The sequence below is a fragment of the Thermoclostridium stercorarium subsp. stercorarium DSM 8532 genome (assembly GCF_000331995.1).
GTDB lineage: Bacteria > Bacillota > Clostridia > DSM-8532 > DSM-8532 > Thermoclostridium > Thermoclostridium stercorarium.
On record NC_020134.1, the window covers coordinates 436831 to 452167 of the forward strand.

The window sequence follows — 15337 nt, forward strand, 5'->3', positions numbered from 1 at the left end:
CCTACTCATCGGTAAACATCTGGGAAACCAGGTGCTTTTATTATGCCTAAATAAGAACAAGGAGATGTATACATATGGAAAATCAGCATAGAAGCGAAGAGTGTATTCAGTACATCGCAGAAAAAACTAGAGTTGACAAAGAAACAGTTATTAAGGTTTTACTAGCAGAGGATGAGTATATAAGTTATATCCTTAAAGTATTATCGGGGAAAAGTGAGGTGAGAGAAGTGACATTAGAGCAGAAAGTAGAAGAGCTAGAAAAAAGAATGGTTGCTTTGGAGAAATGTATTCCAAAACAACCTTCCGCAGAAGAGATAGCGAACAAAATTAAGGAAATTCTTATAAAAGAGATTAGTTTAGCCGCGACTATTACTTATTAATGTTTAGTTTCTCGTATTCTTGCAAGGTAATTATCGCGGCTTGTACTGAAATTCGGGCAATTTCACGAGCTAATGAAGATTCAGATGGGTATATTTTATTGATACGTTCTAGAACATTTTTTTCAAGAGTTTTAGCAGCATTTTCATTTAACATTGTTTACACCTCCCTTCAGGGAAATATTATCATAACATTGAGATATCCTGTTCAGATATCTTTTTTTTATTTCGCCTCTTTGGTATTTCGGGCGTTAACTGCAAAGACATCACCGGACACGACCGGGTTAAAAAGTGAAGATGAAAGGAGAGATGAGTATTATGACAAAAGAACAATTAATGGAAATGGGATTATCAGAGGAACTAGCTGACAAGGTTTTGGCTGCTCATAAAGAAGAACTTAAGGGATATATTCCAAAGGCTCGTTTTGATGAGGTCAATAATGCCAAAAAAGACCTGGAAAATCAACTGAAAGATCGGGACAAACAACTTAAAGACCTGCAGGAAAAAGTCAAAGGCAACGAAGAACTGGAGAAGACTATCAAGGAACTTCAGGAAGCAAATAAAAAAGCTGTATCTGATTATGAAGCTAAAATCAGGAATATGGCCCTCGACAATGCTATTAAGTTGGCTTTAAAAGAACACAGAGTTAAATATGAGGACCTTTTAATAAGTAAATTTGACAAAAATAAACTCACTTTAAAGGAAGACGGCACTGTTGAAGGATTAGATGAACAGCTTAAAACCTTGAGGGAAAACTATAAGGACCTTTTTGAGCAGCCTTTGAGTGGGCATACCCCGAACAATGCCGGGGATAGTCCCACCGATGGAAAGATGCAGCAAATAGCAGAAACCATAAGGCAAAATCTTGGATTTTAAGAAAGGAGAGTGTTAAAGTATGCCTAATGTACTTGAATATGCAAAAATCTTTCAGCAGGAGCTTGACAAACAGGTAGTAGCCCAGGCTACATCCGGATGGATGGAAGATAATGCGGGCCTTGTAAAGTATAACGGTGGCAATGAGGTAAAAATCCCTGTTATTGAAATGGACGCTTTAGGGGATTACGACCGGGCTAATGGATTTGTAGAAGGTTCGGTAAACTTAACGTACGAGACAAAGATTATGACCATGGACAGGGGCAGAACCTTCATGCTTGACCGGATGGATGTAGACGAAACCAATTTCGTTGCGACTGCAGCTAACGTCATGGGAGAATTCCAGAGGACAAAGGTTATTCCTGAAATCGATGCTTACAGGTATTCCAGCATTGCAAGCCAAGCTATAGAGAAAGGCGCAGCAGTTGGTGGCTATACTCCTTCAGAATCTGACATACTCAAGAAACTGAAGGAAGATATCTATGCAATATATGATGTGGCCGGTGAAATTCCTCTGGTCATTATCATGAACATGCAGGTTGCTGCAATACTGGAGAATTCCACAGAGTTAAGTAAAACGTTATCGGTTATTGATTTCACTCAGGGGGATATTAAAACCTCGGTGAGGGCTATTGATAACAACCCAATAATCAAAGTGCCTTCCGCACGAATGAAGACAAAATATGTATTCTATGATGGCAAAACCGCAGGCCAGGAAGCAGGTGGATTTACACCTGCTGAAGATGCTAAAAACATTAACTGGATCATATGCCCCAGAACCGCACCAATAGCGGTATCTAAAACCGACAATATAAGAATATTCACACCCGAACAGAACCAGAAAGCTGATGCCTGGAAGATTGACTACAGGAAATACCATGACCTGTGGATAAAAGACAATCAGTTCAAGGCAATCCGTGTCAATATCAAAGAAGCCTTAGCTTAAGGGGTGATATTCGGTGTATAAACTTGAAAAATTGAATGTAGTGAAAGTTGTAACAACGGAGCAGGAAAGGAAGAAACTCCTGTCCAAAGGTTTTAAAGAAGTGATCGATGAGCAAGAAAAAACAAATAGTCAGAAAAAGGATGAAAAGAAGGCTGCTAGATAGCGGCCTTCTTCTTTTAAAGGGTGTGATAGTATGACGGTTGAGGAAATGGTTGCATTGGTAAAGGCTAATCTAAAAATCGAAGATGACAGCAGAGACTTAACTATTACCGATGTTATTCAAGAGGTCCTCAACTTTTGCAACCTAATGGAACCACCTGCAGAGTTGGAACCATTTATACGCAGAAAGGTAAAAGCTATCATCGATTACGAGGCTGAAAACAGCAACACGGTGTTTGACGTTCAATCCATCAGAGAAGGTGATGTATCTATAACTTACAATACAAATGAAGTTTCAAGGGAGACGATTTATGGCCTATCCGATAAGGACAAGAAGGCGCTAATGCGATTCCGGAGGTTACGGAGATGAGTGTACTGCAAAGGTTCTGGAAGGATCGGATGGATATATATCGTTGGGTTGAAGTTGTAGAAGGCGGTTTCACGAAGCAGAAGAAAGAGCTACTTTATAGAAACGTCAAATGCCATTACAGTAAAGGCCAACTGGTTAACACGGGAGAAGACAGTGTGCCCACATTGATAACTTCTCACACTTTGTTTTGCGGTCCAGATGTGGACCTTCAAGAAGGTGATGAGGTGGTCGTAACTCAGCGGAACGGCAAGCAGGTGACACTGACCGTAGGTGAAGGCTTCCCATACAGCACTCACCAGGAGTTTTCCGTGAAACGAGAGGATACGGCATGAGTAGCAACTACCGGAGGAACAAAGCGTTTATTGACAAGTACCGGAAAGAGCTGCGGGCCATGCTGGACGATATATCCGAGATTGATAAGAGGGTACTAAATAAAGCAGTCAATCTTGGTGCTGCATGGGCTAGGAGAAATACTCCTGTAGGGAAATATAATGGCAATGTAGTAGAGTTTACCACAAGGGATGGTAAACACGTTAGATTTACTATTGGAACACCAAGAGTAGGAGGATTCCTAAGAAAGAGTTGGCATGTTATGCCCACTAAAAAGACCTCACAAGGTATAGAAAAGGAATTGGTCAATTCGGCAGACTATGCAAGTTATGTGAATTACGGGCACAGAATTGTTCAAGGTGGAGTAACAAAGGGTTGGGTAAAAGGCAAGTTTATTTTGGAGAAAGCAGTTAACAGAGTGGATAAAGCCTTGGTGCGATATTTTAGGGAAGAAGTGGAGAGGGTGAACAGGAAACATGATAAGTGATATAAAACAGGCCATAGCACAAAAAATATTGGAACTGTATCCTGAAGCTACTATCTACGATGAAGATATCCCTCAAAATTTCAAAACACCCTCTTTCTTGGTTACCGTAATTGAACAAAGTTATGGAAAAAGGTTAGCGGATAAGTATAACAGCACAGTTAGCTTTGACGTTGCTTATTTCAGCGATAAAAAGAAGAACGAGATAAAATCAGATTGCCAAGCAGTAATGGTGAATCTGCTTCGGGCCTTTGACTTACTGGATACATTTAGGGCAAGGAACTTGCAGGCTAATATCACCGACAATGTGCTGCATATAACCTTTGATGTTAGTTATTCAGAGATGAAGATAGAGGAATTTACAAAAATGCAAAACAAACTACAAATACGAATATAAAGGAGTGATAATATGGGTGGAACTTGGACTAGTCAAAACAAAATATTGCCTGGTGCTTATATCAATTTTTTGACAAATGCCCCTCTTTCCATAACTCCAGGAGATAGGGGCATTGTCGTTTTGTTGCAGGAAATGAGTGTAGGCAATGCAGGGGAGATATACAGGATAACTGCAACAGATCAAAGCGAATATCCGGAAGGAGCAACTGATGATGACAAATTACTAGTAAATGAGGCCCTTAAAGGCGCCCAGACGGTGCTTATATATAATCTTGGACAAGACCATACAAGTGTTACCGAAGCATTAGAAAAGCTAAGAACAGAGAAATTTAATACACTGTGCTATCCGTATGATGGGGCGGAATATGAATCAAGGAAGCAAGAGATTGCTACTTGGGTTAAGGCTATGCGTGATGACGAAGGAATGAAGATACAAGCAGTATTAGCGAATTATGATGGGGATTATGAAGGAATAATTAACGTGACACAAGGTGTTAAACTGATAGATGGGACTGAGCTAACTCCTGCACAAACCACCGCATGGGTGGCTGGTGTTACTGCTGGAGCCAATATCAATCAATCCAACACTGGTAAGAAATACGTTGGCGCTGTTGATGTGATACCAAGGATGACGAAATCGGAGATGGAAGAAGCGATAAAGGCTGGGAGGTTTATATTCAAAGTGGATTCGGCTCAAAATGTGACTGCTGTTTACGACATAAACTCCTTAACCAGCATTACTCCAGAGAAAGGAAAAGCGTTTACGAAGAACAGAGTTATTCGCACCCTTGACGGCATCAACAATGACATCGTTGAAATATTTGAGAGCAACTATGTTGGTAAAGTAAACAATAATGAAGATGGTAGGTCCTTATTGCGAGCTACGTTGATTGAGTACTTCAATGAGCTCCAGAGGTTGAATGCTATACAGAACTTTACCCCTGAGGATATAACCGTATCTCCTGGGAATGATCCTGATGCAGTAGTCATTGACTGTTATATCCAGCCAGTAGACAGCGTTGAGAAGATCTACATTACCATTAATTTGTCTTAATGGAGGGATTGATATATGGCTGAGAATTATGTTAGGCTATCGGATACTATTTCTTCCCATGAGGGGAAGGCTTATATCACCATAAATGGCCAAAACAGAGAACTATTTGAAATATCGGCTTTGACTGCCCAGATCGACCTGATTGTTCAAGAGCGCAGAATGCTGGGCCATAGGATGACCCAGCACAAGGTTGTCGGAGCAACAGGTACAGGGTCCATGACAATGTATTTCATGAACAGCCAGATGCTGAACCAGGCCATCCAGTATTTGCGGACCGGCAACTACAGGGGTCTGAAAATCCAGGTAAAAAACGAAGATCCGCAATCAACGGTCGGCAGGCAGGAAGTTGTGCTGTTGAACGTGATTCTGGCAACCATTCCGGTGACAACACTGGACGATCAGTCTGATGACCCGATAACCTTTGATACTGACTTTACATTTGACGATATCGAGATTCTCGAAAGCTTTAAACTGCCGGAAAATTACCGATAAATAACTTCTCCCCCTTGTAAACATATTTAATATAAATTAGAATAAAAAAGGAATATATTTACAAGGGGGATTTAGCATGGTCAATAGCGTAATAGCTGGAGACTATAAAGGGCTTGGGATTGGATGCGCAGCAGGAAAAGCATTTATAACAACGTCTATCCTAAAGCCGTTATACCTTGATAAAAGTACTGTTGAATCATACGAAATAATAACTGAAGAACATAGAAAAAGTGTATCTAGTGGTGTTGCGCGCGGCCTTATAGGAGGAGCTTTATTGGGACCTGTTGGAATGTTGGCAGGTGGCTTAAGCGCTAAAAACAAAGGAACGTACCAAATTGCGATACAATTTAAGGATGGCAAGAAAAGTCTCATAGAGGTTAACGATAAAGTATACAAGGCTATAATTGCAACATTGTTTTAATTAATAATAGATTATGGAGTTTATGCACCTGCTTTAATGTAGGTGCTATTTTTATTGAAAAAATATTTATTGGGAGGGATATTATGAGTAGTTTAAAAGCATTTTTAAATCCTATTAAAGTTGAAAATAAGGAAGTAATCGTTTCTAATAGGTTTCAGGAGGATGGTAAGCCTGTTCCTTTTATAATTAGGCCGATTACTCAGAAAGAAAACGAACAGTTGATAAAAAAGTACACAAAAAAAGATAAAAAAGGCAATGAAACTTTTGACAGAACCGGATATATTCACGAATTAACAGCTGCTGCAGTTGTGTTCCCGGATTTAAAAAATGCGGAGCTGCAGAAAGCTTATGGCGTGTTAGGAGAAGTTGAGCTTCTGAAGACAATGCTGTTAGCTGGTGAGTTTGCGGAATTGGCTCAGGCGGTTCAGGAACTGTCAGGGCTGGATGAGGACATAAACGACCTCATTGAGGAAGCAAAAAACTGATAAAGCAGGGCGATCCGGAGTTTAATCTGGCTCACTTCGCCCTGCAAAAGCTTCATATTTTGCCTTCTACCCTGGCAGAAATGAGCGATAGGGAGAAGGCATTTGTTTATGGCAGCATCCAGCTTCGGATAGAAGATGAAAAAAGGGAAGCTGCCAAAATAAAAGCCGCCCGTAGCAAAGGCCGGAGAGGAGGCCGGAGAGGAGGCCGAAGAAGATAATGGCTACTTTAAAGGCAATGTTTAAATTGTTTGATGGGTATTCAAAAACTATTCAAGTAATAAACAAAAAAACCGACGAAGCAACAAATAAAATTTTAAATGCAAGTGGAGCAACCGACAAATTTAACAAAAAACTTGAAAATATGGGGGCGAGCGCAAATAAGGCGGGTAATGGATTAGGGAAATTGGTTAAAACATTTATAAGTCTTGCAGCAGTAAAGAAAGGAATAGAAATCATTGATAATTTTACAAATACTGCTGCAAGGCTTAATCTCATTAATGACGGCCTTCAGGATCAGGTTGAGCTTCAAAATAAAATATTTGCAGCCGCTAAACGCTCCCGCGGTGCGTATACTGCAATGGCTGATGCAGTAGCGAAAATGGGGTTGCTTGCAAAAGATGCATTTACCTCAAATGATGAATTAATAGCGTTTACTGAACTGGTTCAGAAATCCTTTAAATTAGGTGGTGCAAGCCCAAGTGAACAATCTTCTGCGTTACTGCAGCTTACCCAGGCTATGGCAGCCGGAAGGCTTCAGGGTGACGAATTCCGGTCCATTATGGAGAACGCTCCAATGATAGCCGACGCCATTGCAAAATATATGGGCAAGCCAAAAGGTGAGTTAAAAGAGTTGGCAGCAGAAGGTTTAATTACTGCAGATATCATCAAAAATGCCATGTTTGATTCAGCTGATGATATCAACACTATGTTTAAAGACTTGCCCCGAACATTCGGAGATATCTGGACTGATATTAAAAATGGTGCTTTACAGGCTTTTACTCCTGTAATGCAGAATATTAATGCATTGATTAACAGTCCGGGATTTACACAATTAATTGACAGCTTAATTAAAGGTTTTAATATTGTTGCATTTGCTGTCAATATTGTAATTGACACTATCAGAGAGATAGGCGAGATGATTTCTATTTTCTGGCCAATTATAGAGCCAATCCTTGTCGCGATAACCGCGGCATTAACGCTATGGGGCGTTACACAGATACCTATGCTTATTACAAAACTTTGGCTTATGGTTCAGCCTATTTTGGCTCAAGCAGCAGCGTGGCTTGCGGTTAATTGGCCTATATTACTTATTGGCGCAGCTATAGGATTATTACTCTATGCAATGATAAAATTCGGGGATACAGTAGCGGAAGTTATAGGCTGGATTGGAGGTTTATTCGGTGGCCTTTTTGCTTTTCTGTATAATAGCCTGGCTTATCTGGTAAATCCGTGGATAAGCTTTGCGGAATTTTTAGCGAATGTGTTTAATAATCCTGTTTATAGTATAAAAAAATTATTTGTGGACTTGGCCACAAATGTTTTAAATCTTGTACAGTCGATAGCATCTGCAATAGATAAGGTTCTCGGCACTAGTATGGCAGATAGCCTGCAGCGGTTAAAGGACAGCATGCAGGATTGGCTGGGCGAAAAACCTGAAAATTATAAAGAGTTTACAAGAATGCAGATGATGGATATTACGGCCGGCGTAAATTTCGGATATGACATCGGTAAAAGGGTTGGTTCATGGGCTGTAGAAGGCGTACAGAATTTATTCGGAAAGATCGGAACACTGTTTTCAGGTGTTGACTCAGGACTTGATTCATATATGGTTAATGGCGCATTACCTGTGACGGGTATAAATGGCAGTAAAGTTGAAGTTGATATGGCTGAAGAAGATCTGCAGTATTTAAGAGACATTGCACAGCGTGAATATATAAACAAATTTACCACTGCTACCCTGGCGCCTAATATACAAATAACCTTTGGCGATGTGCATCAGGAAGCAGACGCGGATAAAGTAGCTGGCCGTATAAGAAAGATACTACAGGAAGAAATCGCTATGGCTGCAGAGGGGGTCTATTCATAATGAGCTATGCGGTGTTTTTCGATAAAGACAACGCAACATATAGGCTTCCGGTAAATCCAGAAGAGATAGAAATATCAAGTACTCAAGACATAGAAAAATATGAGATACTCAAGCTTGGTCAGATAGCAATCCCAACGTACATGGAACTAAAAGAATACAGCTTTGAAGCAGAATTCCCTCATAGACCCCTGCACTATGTTGAAACTTCAGGCGATTATCGGGGCCCTGATTTCTACTTGCGACTTTTTGAGCAGTGGAGGCAGGCAAAAGCACCTGTAAGATTTATAGCCTCTAATGGTATCGGCGATGATATAAACACTCTTGTTCTGATCGAGGAACTGACGGTTATTGAGAGAGCCGGGGAAGAAGGCGATAAATATGTTAGCTTCCAGCTGCTTGAGTACCGGGAGTTTGGTAAGAAATCTGTTGTAGTAATAACGGATGAATCCACACCAACAGCATCGCCAACTGCAGTAACAAAAAAAGAGGAACCTGCCCCCTCGGTAAATCCCAAGAGCACCGGAACTCATATTGTTCAGCCTGGTGATACCCTTTGGGCAATTGCAAAAAAATACTATGGCAACGGGAATCTATATACTAAGATAGTAAACGCAAACAAAGACAAGATTAAAAATCCTAACCTCATCTATCCTGGTCAACAGTTGGTGATTCAGCATGAATATGGAATTTTTGGTTGAAGTGAATGGTCAAATATATGAGATAAGCGAGCTTGTCAAGTCCGTATCATACACAGATAAGTTGAATGACGGATGTAGCAAGCTCGAATTTTCTTATATTGATGATGATTTGCGAATCCAAAACGGCAGCGTGGTGCGATTCCGTTATGACGAAGCAAACATCTTCTATGGCTACGTCTTTAAGCATGACCAGAACAAGCAGAAAGAAATAACTGTAACGGCTTATGACCAGCTAAGGTATTGCAAAGCGAAGGACACCATCGTCGTAAAGAATGACACCATTGATAGCCTTGTGCGAAAGATGTGCAATTACTTCAACCTCAAAGTAGGCACACTCGCCAGCACTGGCTACAAATTGCCTACTAGTGTCCAGGATGACAAGACCTGGCTGGATATAATTTATACCGCCATAAGCGACACACTGATGAATACAGGAAAATGGTACTGCCTGCGTGATGAGTTCGGCAGTATAGCAGTCCGGGACCTGGAAGAGCTGCAGCTTGACCTTGTGCTTGGCGATGAGAGCCTGGTTTATGATTTTGAGTATGAGAAGTCCATCGACGATAATTTCTATAACCAAATCAAGATAGTTTCCGACAATGAGGCCACAGGTAAGCGCGATGTCTATATCACTCGGGACAGCGGTTCAATTGCTAAATATGGCCTTTTGCAATATTTTGAAGTACTGGACAAGAATTATAACCCAGCACAGGCAAAAGCCAAAGCTGATGCACTCTTACGACTTTATAATCGAGAAGTCGAAACCTTGGAATTATCTTGTCTGGGTGACGTAAGAGTGAGGGCGGGAAACAGCTTTTTCGGCCAAATAGAGGATATTAACCTGAACAGGCGGTTGATAGTGAGATCCGTGACCCACAAGTTTATCCCGGTCCACACCATGAGCTTGGAGGTGATGCTGTGATAAACGAAATAAAAACTATAATTCAGAACTATCTCAATAATGCGAAATTAAGTTGCCTTATGGTGGGAACGGTAAGCGATGAGGGCATAAAAGTAAGCGATAAGCTAACAATTCCAAATGAATTAATCCGGGGTAATTTAAAAGAATTCGTAAAACCCGGAGATAAAGTAAGGCTTATTCGCAACCATGGTGGGCAGGAGTTCTTTATAATTGAGATTATTGGCCGGCCTTTAATTACTATGGGAACAACAATCATATTGTCCAAGGACGGACAAACCTATGAGTATAAAGTAGAGGATGTGAAATTATGATACCCAATGCATCCATTGATGTTGAAATTTCTTCTGAGGGAACGCTTGAAACAAGCAGGACATACAAATTATACAGTGATAAAATACAAGGATATACTGATGGTCTTGAAGCTGTTAAGCAGGCCATATATAAAGTTTTGAATACTGAACGTTATGAATACCCAATATATAGCTTTAATTATGGTATTGAACTTGAAAATTTGATTGGTAAAGATCGGACATATGTCCAGGTTGAACTCAAGCGCCGGATTAGCGAATGCTTATTGCGGGATGAGCGAATAACCAGCGTGGATAATTTCAGGTTTGAAGGTTCCGGCGATATGATAAAGTGCACTTTTGATGTTCACACCATATACGGGAATCTGACAATTTCCCGGGAGGTGAATATTTGATGTGGGAAAACATGACCTATGAAAATATACTGAACGATATGTTAAGCAGGGTGCCTTCAAACGTTGATAAACGAGAGGGCTCAATTATTTATGACGCCCTGGCACCTGTGGCTTTCAAACTGGCAGAAATGTATTTCCAGTTGCAGAATTTTCTCGATCTTGTGTCTGGCGATACGGCAGTTGGTGAATATCTTGACAGGGTTGTGGCTGACTACGGTATTACGCGCAAGCCAGCAACAAAGGCTGTGAGAAAAATAGTAACTTCAGGTCCAGTGGATATTGGAACTCGATGGGGGATTGAAGGTACAACATATGTCATAACCGAAAAGATTTCGGACACTGAATACAAAGCTGAATGTGAGCAGTACGGTAGTATAGGAAACCATTATAGTGGACAGCTCGATAACATTGATAATATATCAGGTGTAACAGCAGTTCTGGCCGACATAATTGTGTCCGGTGAGGATGAAGAGACAGACGATAATCTCAGGGCAAGGTTTTTCAGCCAGGTACGTTCCGCATCAACCAGCGGCAACATATATGATTACAAGAAATGGGCGCTTGAGGTTCCTGGTTGTGGTGGTGCAAAAGTATTCCCTCTCTGGAACGGTCCGGGGACAGTAAAAGTGCTGGTTGTGGATGAAAACATGGAGATAGATCCGGATCTGCCTGCTACTGTATATGATCACATCGAAGCAGTTCGCCCGATAGGAGCATCTGTAACAGTGGAAAGCCCGCAAGAAAAGGTAATAAATATAAGTGCAGATGTGTACCTGGATGGGAGCGACACGCTTGAGAATGTACAGGTAAAGTTTGCAGCTCTGATTGCTGAATATCTTAAAAGCTTAACATTTGAAGTATATACAGTTAGTTATGCCAAGATTGGAAGCCTGCTGTTATCGGTTCCTGGTGTTGCTGACTATAGCAACCTGTTGGTGAACGGCGGCAATGAGAATATTGCGATAGGCGAAGAAGAGATGCCTATCTTGGGAACCGTAACACTTACAGAGGTGTTGTAACATGGATTTAATGGAGTTGCTACCGAATTATTACCGCGGCAATGTAACAATGGAAAAACTTCAAAGCATCCTTTCCAAGAAAATACAAGCACTGGCCAATGATCTGAACGAAACCATTGACCAGTGCTTTATTAATACCGCTACCACTCTTTTGTCCCGCTATGAGAAGATCTATGGTCTGCAAGTGGATGTGAGCAAATCACATGAATTCAGGAGGGAGCGTATCAGGGCAAAAATCAGAGGCGTTGGAACAGTAACAAAAGAGATGCTGAAAGCTGTGGCCCGGTCTTATAGCAACGGAGAGGTTGAAGTAATTGAGGATTCGGCAAATTACCGGTTTATTATCAAGTTTGTAGGTACATTGGGTATTCCGGCGAATATGGCCGATTTGATTCTGACAATTGAAGAAATCAAGCCTGCTCATCTGGCGTATACCTTCGAATATACATACAGGACATATGGGGAACTTGCTGTTTATACCCATGAACAGCTAAGCGCTTATACGCATGCAGTATTGAGGGAAGGAGAGATGAATTGATGCCTAATTATACTGAAAACTACAATCTTAAAAAGCCATTGCCTAACGAGTACTATAATGTCCAGGACCAAAATGACAACATGGACATCATAGATTCGGAGTTAAAAAAACTTGACCGAAAGGTTGAGAACATTGAAGTACCCGTGACTTCGGTAAATGGAAAAACGGGAGATGTCGAGCTGACCGCCGACGACGTAGGCGCAGAAACCCCAGCCGGTGCCCAAGCCAAGGCTGAGGCTGCAGCGGCCGCAGCCGTCATAGCGCATGACACTGCGGAGAAACATATAGGCTACGCTGTTGCCAACGGCACCAATTCATACAGTGTGACCATCCCGGGCATAACCCAGCTCGCAGAGGGTATGAGTTTCAAAATAAAATTTGCCAATGCCAACACCGGTGCCTGCACCTTGAACATCAATAACCTGGGAGCAAAGAACATTGTCAAAGGTAACGGAAACGCTCTGTCCAGTGGGAACATCAAAGCCGGTCAGATTTGCCATCTGGTTTACAACGGCTCAAATTTTCAGTTATTGGGTGAAGGGGGGGAGTACGGTACAGCACAGCCCCAACATGTGCTTGAAGGATATACGATTGGTACTGAAGAAGGAATAAAAGAAGGTACAATGGTTAATCAAGGTGCAAAAATAATTACACCAAGTACGGTCAATCAGGCTATTCCGGCAGGGTATCATAATGGACAGGGTTATGTAAAAGGCGATTCAAATCTAATAGCTTCTAATATCAAAAAAGGGGTAACTATTTTTGGACTTTCAGGCACATTTACCAGTGACGCTACCGCTGCGGCTTCTGACATTTTATCTGGTAAAACAGCGTATGTAAATGGTAATAAAGTGACGGGGACAATGGTAAACCGTGGTGCAGTTATCTTAACGCCGGGCACAACTAATCAGGCTATTCCGGCAGGGTATCATAATGGACAGGGTTATGTAAAAGGCGATCCAAATCTAATAGCTTCTAATATCAAAAAAGGGGTAAGTATTTTTGGAGTTACTGGCACTTTGGAATATTCTCAAACTGCTTCTGGCTCTATTACAATTGAGCCTGATGTTACATATACTACAGTCAGTTTATCTTTTACTCCTAAACTTGTGTATGGTTTTGAAAAAACAGAGCGACACCTATTTATTTATTCAAGCACAAAAAGTTTGTTTTGGGCGGAAAATTCCTATGGAGAATACCTTTATGGAATTGAATTCCTGTTATCTGATAATGATATGCGTTTCTATCCCTATTCTAATATAATTACAAATGGATTTCATATAATTTTAAGCGCTTATAGTTTGTCTAAACCACATATAGTGGAATGGTTTGCAGTAGGATAAATATTTACGAAGTGGAGGTATTTTTATGGTAGGACGTAAAATTTATTATGAATTAGCAACAGGTGATGTTATTCTTATAACACCTGAAAAGCATAGTGAAAATGCTATTAATACAACAAAAGAGCAAGATTTTCAGATGTATGATGTTCTTGCCGCGCGCAATCCTGATACTGTAGGAGTTATTCAGCTTGAATATGGACAGTATCAAGCCGAATTTCAGTCTGCAAGAAGTGTAAAAGTTGATATAGAAACTGGTCAATTATTATTTGAGTATCCTAAATATGAACCGTCATTGAGCGAACAGGTTAAAACATTACAAAAAGAAAATCAAACTCTAAAACAGGAAAATGCACAATTACATGAAGAAATAGGAAACCTAAAGGCGATTAACGCCGATCTGACATACCAACTCATGGTTAAAGGGGTGATCTAATGAATTGGTTTAATATAATAAAATGGTTTTATGAAGGCAAACTTTGGACAAAAGAACAAGTTGCAGATGCAGTGCGATGCGGGAAAATTTCTAATAAAGAATACAAAGAAGTTACAGGCGAAGAATACATAGAATAATCGTTAGGAGCCCGTGATATAAAAAGAAGGCTTTTTTTATTGCGTAAATTCAGGACAGGTTATGCCTGTCCTTTTATTATATCAAAGAAAGAGGTGTTTATATGCCAGGTGCAGAGATAGCGCAATACGGCATCGGTTTTTTTGCCATAGCAGGACTTTTGTATGTCATAACAAAGTTTTTAGACAAACGGAAAGATATGGAACTTACGGAAGTAATTGAGAATAATACAAAAGCTGTGGAAAAGGTGATTTCGGTACTTCAGGCTATTCAGCTGTCGCTCACACGTCAGGAAGCCAAAATTGATGAACTGCTGGATAGGGCAAGGAGGTGAGTATTACGAATTACATAGTGGACCACATACCCAAAACAACGCCTTACAACCGTCGCCCCGGATATTCCATGACGCCGGAATATATCACAATACATTCTACCGGCAATCCGACCAGTACGGCAAGGAACGAACGCGCATGGTTAACTAACCCGAATAACAATGTCACGGCCAGCTGGCATATTGTAGTGGACGAAAAAGAGGCAATTGAAGCCATACCTCTAAACGAGGTCGCATGGCATGCCGGGGACGGGGGGAACGGGACGGGAAACAGAAAAAGCATTGGTATTGAAATATGCGAAAGCGGAGACAGGCAAAAGACTTTGCAGAATGCTGCGGAACTGGTTGCAAAGCTTCTGAAAGAACGCGGTTGGGGAGTGGATAGGCTGCGCCGGCATTATGACTGGAGCGGTAAAATATGCCCTCGGATTTTCTACGATAACGGCAAGTGGACAGGTTGGGAACAGTTTAAGGAAGCTGTTCAAAAGGAACTTTTCGGAGGTGATAACATGACACAGGATAAAAATCAGCCTTCCGACTGGGCAAAGGAAGCGTGGGAATGGGCTAAAAAGGAAGGTATTACAGACGGAACGGATCCGCAGAGAGTTGCCACACGTGAAGAAGTCATAACCATGCTTTACCGGTATTATAAGAAGGTTTCCAAATAATGTGATATTGGTTATATTGCTTAATGCTGTCTTTACAGCAGCAGGACTGTTTATTGCCACCGGACCAAACGGAT

General features: G+C 41.1%; 26 protein-coding genes. 24 read left to right on the plus strand and 2 right to left on the minus strand.

Annotated features, from left to right (window positions below):
• The first annotated feature begins 74 nt into the window (after positions 1 to 74).
• Positions 75 to 380: a hypothetical protein gene (locus CST_RS01905; RefSeq protein WP_015358126.1), complete on the plus strand. Its 306-nt coding sequence runs from the start codon at positions 75 to 77 to the stop codon at positions 378 to 380.
• Here CST_RS01905 and CST_RS13475 read toward each other — a convergent pair.
• Entirely contained in the window at positions 370 to 534 is a 165-nt protein-coding gene (locus CST_RS13475) for a hypothetical protein (RefSeq protein WP_015484864.1), read from the minus strand. The genes CST_RS01905 and CST_RS13475 overlap by 11 nt on opposite strands.
• Before the next feature lie 140 nt (positions 535 to 674).
• Between CST_RS13475 and CST_RS01910 the strand changes: the two genes are divergently transcribed.
• The 22 genes from CST_RS01910 (at position 675) to CST_RS02005 (ending at position 14598) form a co-directional block, all read left to right on the plus strand.
• Positions 675 to 1253, plus strand: a complete 579-nt coding sequence (locus CST_RS01910; protein ID WP_015358128.1) for a phage scaffolding protein — start codon at positions 675 to 677, stop codon at positions 1251 to 1253.
• Between the two features lie 19 nt (positions 1254 to 1272).
• Positions 1273 to 2196, plus strand: a complete 924-nt coding sequence (locus CST_RS01915) for a hypothetical protein (RefSeq protein ID WP_015358129.1) — start codon at positions 1273 to 1275, stop codon at positions 2194 to 2196.
• Between the two features lie 13 nt (positions 2197 to 2209).
• Positions 2210 to 2359: a hypothetical protein gene (locus CST_RS13480; RefSeq protein WP_169315996.1), complete on the plus strand. Its 150-nt coding sequence runs from the start codon at positions 2210 to 2212 to the stop codon at positions 2357 to 2359.
• Positions 2360 to 2389: 30 nt separating this feature from the next.
• Complete coding sequence (locus tag CST_RS01920; RefSeq protein WP_015358130.1) at positions 2390 to 2725, plus strand: head-tail connector protein; 336 nt, start codon at positions 2390 to 2392, stop codon at positions 2723 to 2725.
• On the plus strand, positions 2722 to 3057 hold the full coding sequence (locus CST_RS01925; protein WP_015358131.1) for a hypothetical protein: 336 nt from the start codon (positions 2722 to 2724) through the stop codon (positions 3055 to 3057). The genes CST_RS01920 and CST_RS01925 overlap by 4 nt, the downstream gene beginning before the upstream one ends.
• The gene (locus CST_RS01930; protein WP_015358132.1) at positions 3054 to 3542 is read left to right on the plus strand and encodes an HK97 gp10 family phage protein; all 489 of its coding nucleotides are present in this window, start codon (positions 3054 to 3056) and stop codon (positions 3540 to 3542) included. Before CST_RS01925 ends, CST_RS01930 begins: the two co-directional genes overlap by 4 nt.
• Positions 3532 to 3936, plus strand: a complete 405-nt coding sequence (locus tag CST_RS01935; protein ID WP_015358133.1) for a phage tail terminator family protein — start codon at positions 3532 to 3534, stop codon at positions 3934 to 3936. Before CST_RS01930 ends, CST_RS01935 begins: the two co-directional genes overlap by 11 nt.
• A 12-nt stretch (positions 3937 to 3948) precedes the next feature.
• Positions 3949 to 4989 carry a phage tail sheath subtilisin-like domain-containing protein gene (locus CST_RS01940; RefSeq protein WP_015358134.1) on the plus strand — a complete coding sequence of 347 codons (1041 nt, stop codon included), beginning with the start codon at positions 3949 to 3951 and terminating at the stop codon, positions 4987 to 4989.
• Positions 4990 to 5004: 15 nt separating this feature from the next.
• The gene (locus tag CST_RS01945) at positions 5005 to 5481 is read left to right on the plus strand and encodes a phage tail tube protein (protein ID WP_015358135.1); all 477 of its coding nucleotides are present in this window, start codon (positions 5005 to 5007) and stop codon (positions 5479 to 5481) included.
• A 76-nt stretch (positions 5482 to 5557) separates the two neighbouring features.
• Positions 5558 to 5902 carry a hypothetical protein gene (locus tag CST_RS01950; protein WP_015358136.1) on the plus strand — a complete coding sequence of 115 codons (345 nt, stop codon included), beginning with the start codon at positions 5558 to 5560 and terminating at the stop codon, positions 5900 to 5902.
• 83 nt (positions 5903 to 5985) lie between these two features.
• Positions 5986 to 6387, plus strand: coding sequence for a phage tail assembly chaperone (locus CST_RS01955; protein ID WP_015358137.1), 402 nt, complete (start codon positions 5986 to 5988; stop codon positions 6385 to 6387).
• A 217-nt stretch (positions 6388 to 6604) separates the two neighbouring features.
• On the plus strand, positions 6605 to 8473 hold the full coding sequence (locus CST_RS01960) for a tape measure protein (RefSeq protein ID WP_015358138.1): 1869 nt from the start codon (positions 6605 to 6607) through the stop codon (positions 8471 to 8473).
• Positions 8473 to 9171, plus strand: a complete 699-nt coding sequence (locus tag CST_RS01965) for a LysM peptidoglycan-binding domain-containing protein (protein ID WP_015358139.1) — start codon at positions 8473 to 8475, stop codon at positions 9169 to 9171. Before CST_RS01960 ends, CST_RS01965 begins: the two co-directional genes overlap by 1 nt.
• Entirely contained in the window at positions 9149 to 10093 is a 945-nt protein-coding gene (locus CST_RS01970) for an XkdQ/YqbQ family protein (RefSeq protein ID WP_015358140.1), read from the plus strand. Before CST_RS01965 ends, CST_RS01970 begins: the two co-directional genes overlap by 23 nt.
• Positions 10090 to 10404: a hypothetical protein gene (locus tag CST_RS01975; protein WP_015358141.1), complete on the plus strand. Its 315-nt coding sequence runs from the start codon at positions 10090 to 10092 to the stop codon at positions 10402 to 10404. The genes CST_RS01970 and CST_RS01975 overlap by 4 nt, the downstream gene beginning before the upstream one ends.
• The gene (locus tag CST_RS01980) at positions 10401 to 10796 is read left to right on the plus strand and encodes a DUF2634 domain-containing protein (protein ID WP_015358142.1); all 396 of its coding nucleotides are present in this window, start codon (positions 10401 to 10403) and stop codon (positions 10794 to 10796) included. The genes CST_RS01975 and CST_RS01980 overlap by 4 nt, the downstream gene beginning before the upstream one ends.
• On the plus strand, positions 10796 to 11815 hold the full coding sequence (locus tag CST_RS01985) for a baseplate J/gp47 family protein (protein ID WP_015484867.1): 1020 nt from the start codon (positions 10796 to 10798) through the stop codon (positions 11813 to 11815). Before CST_RS01980 ends, CST_RS01985 begins: the two co-directional genes overlap by 1 nt.
• Before the next feature lies 1 nt (position 11816).
• Positions 11817 to 12353: a putative phage tail protein gene (locus tag CST_RS01990; protein WP_015358144.1), complete on the plus strand. Its 537-nt coding sequence runs from the start codon at positions 11817 to 11819 to the stop codon at positions 12351 to 12353.
• A complete protein-coding gene (locus CST_RS01995; protein ID WP_015358145.1) occupies positions 12353 to 13696 on the plus strand; it encodes a hypothetical protein in 1344 nt (447 codons plus the stop codon). The genes CST_RS01990 and CST_RS01995 overlap by 1 nt, the downstream gene beginning before the upstream one ends.
• A 25-nt stretch (positions 13697 to 13721) precedes the next feature.
• Positions 13722 to 14129: a bZIP transcription factor gene (locus CST_RS02000; protein ID WP_015358146.1), complete on the plus strand. Its 408-nt coding sequence runs from the start codon at positions 13722 to 13724 to the stop codon at positions 14127 to 14129.
• On the plus strand, positions 14129 to 14266 hold the full coding sequence (locus tag CST_RS13190) for an XkdX family protein (RefSeq protein ID WP_015358147.1): 138 nt from the start codon (positions 14129 to 14131) through the stop codon (positions 14264 to 14266). The genes CST_RS02000 and CST_RS13190 overlap by 1 nt, the downstream gene beginning before the upstream one ends.
• A 101-nt stretch (positions 14267 to 14367) precedes the next feature.
• Positions 14368 to 14598, plus strand: a complete 231-nt coding sequence (locus CST_RS02005; RefSeq protein ID WP_015358148.1) for a hypothetical protein — start codon at positions 14368 to 14370, stop codon at positions 14596 to 14598.
• Here the strand turns inward: CST_RS02005 and CST_RS13885 are convergent.
• Positions 14553 to 14663 (minus strand): hypothetical protein, encoded by a 111-nt coding sequence (locus CST_RS13885; RefSeq protein WP_422821872.1) that lies wholly within the window; start codon positions 14661 to 14663, stop codon positions 14553 to 14555. The two genes, CST_RS02005 and CST_RS13885, sit on opposite strands and share 46 nt — an antisense overlap.
• On the opposite strand from CST_RS13885, the gene CST_RS02010 reads away from it, so the two are divergent.
• Positions 14616 to 15263 (plus strand): peptidoglycan recognition protein family protein, encoded by a 648-nt coding sequence (locus CST_RS02010; protein WP_422821870.1) that lies wholly within the window; start codon positions 14616 to 14618, stop codon positions 15261 to 15263. The genes CST_RS13885 and CST_RS02010 overlap by 48 nt on opposite strands.
• Positions 15264 to 15337: the final 74 nt, after the last annotated feature.

What these genes read in the sequence shown, in the direction of transcription:
- CST_RS01905 (WP_015358126.1), top strand. Translation starts at nt 75, where the DNA reads ATGGAAAATCAGCATAGAAGCGAAGAGTGTATTCAGTACATCGCAGAA.
- CST_RS13475 (WP_015484864.1), bottom strand. Translation starts at nt 534, where the DNA reads ATGTTAAATGAAAATGCTGCTAAAACTCTTGAAAAAAATGTTCTAGAA.
- CST_RS01910 (WP_015358128.1), top strand. Translation starts at nt 675, where the DNA reads ATGAAAGGAGAGATGAGTATTATGACAAAAGAACAATTAATGGAAATG.
- CST_RS01915 (WP_015358129.1), top strand. Translation starts at nt 1,273, where the DNA reads ATGCCTAATGTACTTGAATATGCAAAAATCTTTCAGCAGGAGCTTGAC.
- CST_RS01920 (WP_015358130.1), top strand. Translation starts at nt 2,390, where the DNA reads ATGACGGTTGAGGAAATGGTTGCATTGGTAAAGGCTAATCTAAAAATC.
- CST_RS01925 (WP_015358131.1), top strand. Translation starts at nt 2,722, where the DNA reads ATGAGTGTACTGCAAAGGTTCTGGAAGGATCGGATGGATATATATCGT.
- CST_RS01930 (WP_015358132.1), top strand. Translation starts at nt 3,054, where the DNA reads ATGAGTAGCAACTACCGGAGGAACAAAGCGTTTATTGACAAGTACCGG.
- CST_RS01935 (WP_015358133.1), top strand. Translation starts at nt 3,532, where the DNA reads ATGATAAGTGATATAAAACAGGCCATAGCACAAAAAATATTGGAACTG.
- CST_RS01940 (WP_015358134.1), top strand. Translation starts at nt 3,949, where the DNA reads ATGGGTGGAACTTGGACTAGTCAAAACAAAATATTGCCTGGTGCTTAT.
- CST_RS01945 (WP_015358135.1), top strand. Translation starts at nt 5,005, where the DNA reads ATGGCTGAGAATTATGTTAGGCTATCGGATACTATTTCTTCCCATGAG.
- CST_RS01950 (WP_015358136.1), top strand. Translation starts at nt 5,558, where the DNA reads ATGGTCAATAGCGTAATAGCTGGAGACTATAAAGGGCTTGGGATTGGA.
- CST_RS01955 (WP_015358137.1), top strand. Translation starts at nt 5,986, where the DNA reads ATGAGTAGTTTAAAAGCATTTTTAAATCCTATTAAAGTTGAAAATAAG.
- CST_RS01960 (WP_015358138.1), top strand. Translation starts at nt 6,605, where the DNA reads ATGGCTACTTTAAAGGCAATGTTTAAATTGTTTGATGGGTATTCAAAA.
- CST_RS01965 (WP_015358139.1), top strand. Translation starts at nt 8,473, where the DNA reads ATGAGCTATGCGGTGTTTTTCGATAAAGACAACGCAACATATAGGCTT.
- CST_RS01970 (WP_015358140.1), top strand. Translation starts at nt 9,149, where the DNA reads ATGAATATGGAATTTTTGGTTGAAGTGAATGGTCAAATATATGAGATA.
- CST_RS01980 (WP_015358142.1), top strand. Translation starts at nt 10,401, where the DNA reads ATGATACCCAATGCATCCATTGATGTTGAAATTTCTTCTGAGGGAACG.
- CST_RS01985 (WP_015484867.1), top strand. Translation starts at nt 10,796, where the DNA reads ATGTGGGAAAACATGACCTATGAAAATATACTGAACGATATGTTAAGC.
- CST_RS01990 (WP_015358144.1), top strand. Translation starts at nt 11,817, where the DNA reads ATGGATTTAATGGAGTTGCTACCGAATTATTACCGCGGCAATGTAACA.
- CST_RS01995 (WP_015358145.1), top strand. Translation starts at nt 12,353, where the DNA reads ATGCCTAATTATACTGAAAACTACAATCTTAAAAAGCCATTGCCTAAC.
- CST_RS02000 (WP_015358146.1), top strand. Translation starts at nt 13,722, where the DNA reads ATGGTAGGACGTAAAATTTATTATGAATTAGCAACAGGTGATGTTATT.
- CST_RS13190 (WP_015358147.1), top strand. Translation starts at nt 14,129, where the DNA reads ATGAATTGGTTTAATATAATAAAATGGTTTTATGAAGGCAAACTTTGG.
- CST_RS02005 (WP_015358148.1), top strand. Translation starts at nt 14,368, where the DNA reads ATGCCAGGTGCAGAGATAGCGCAATACGGCATCGGTTTTTTTGCCATA.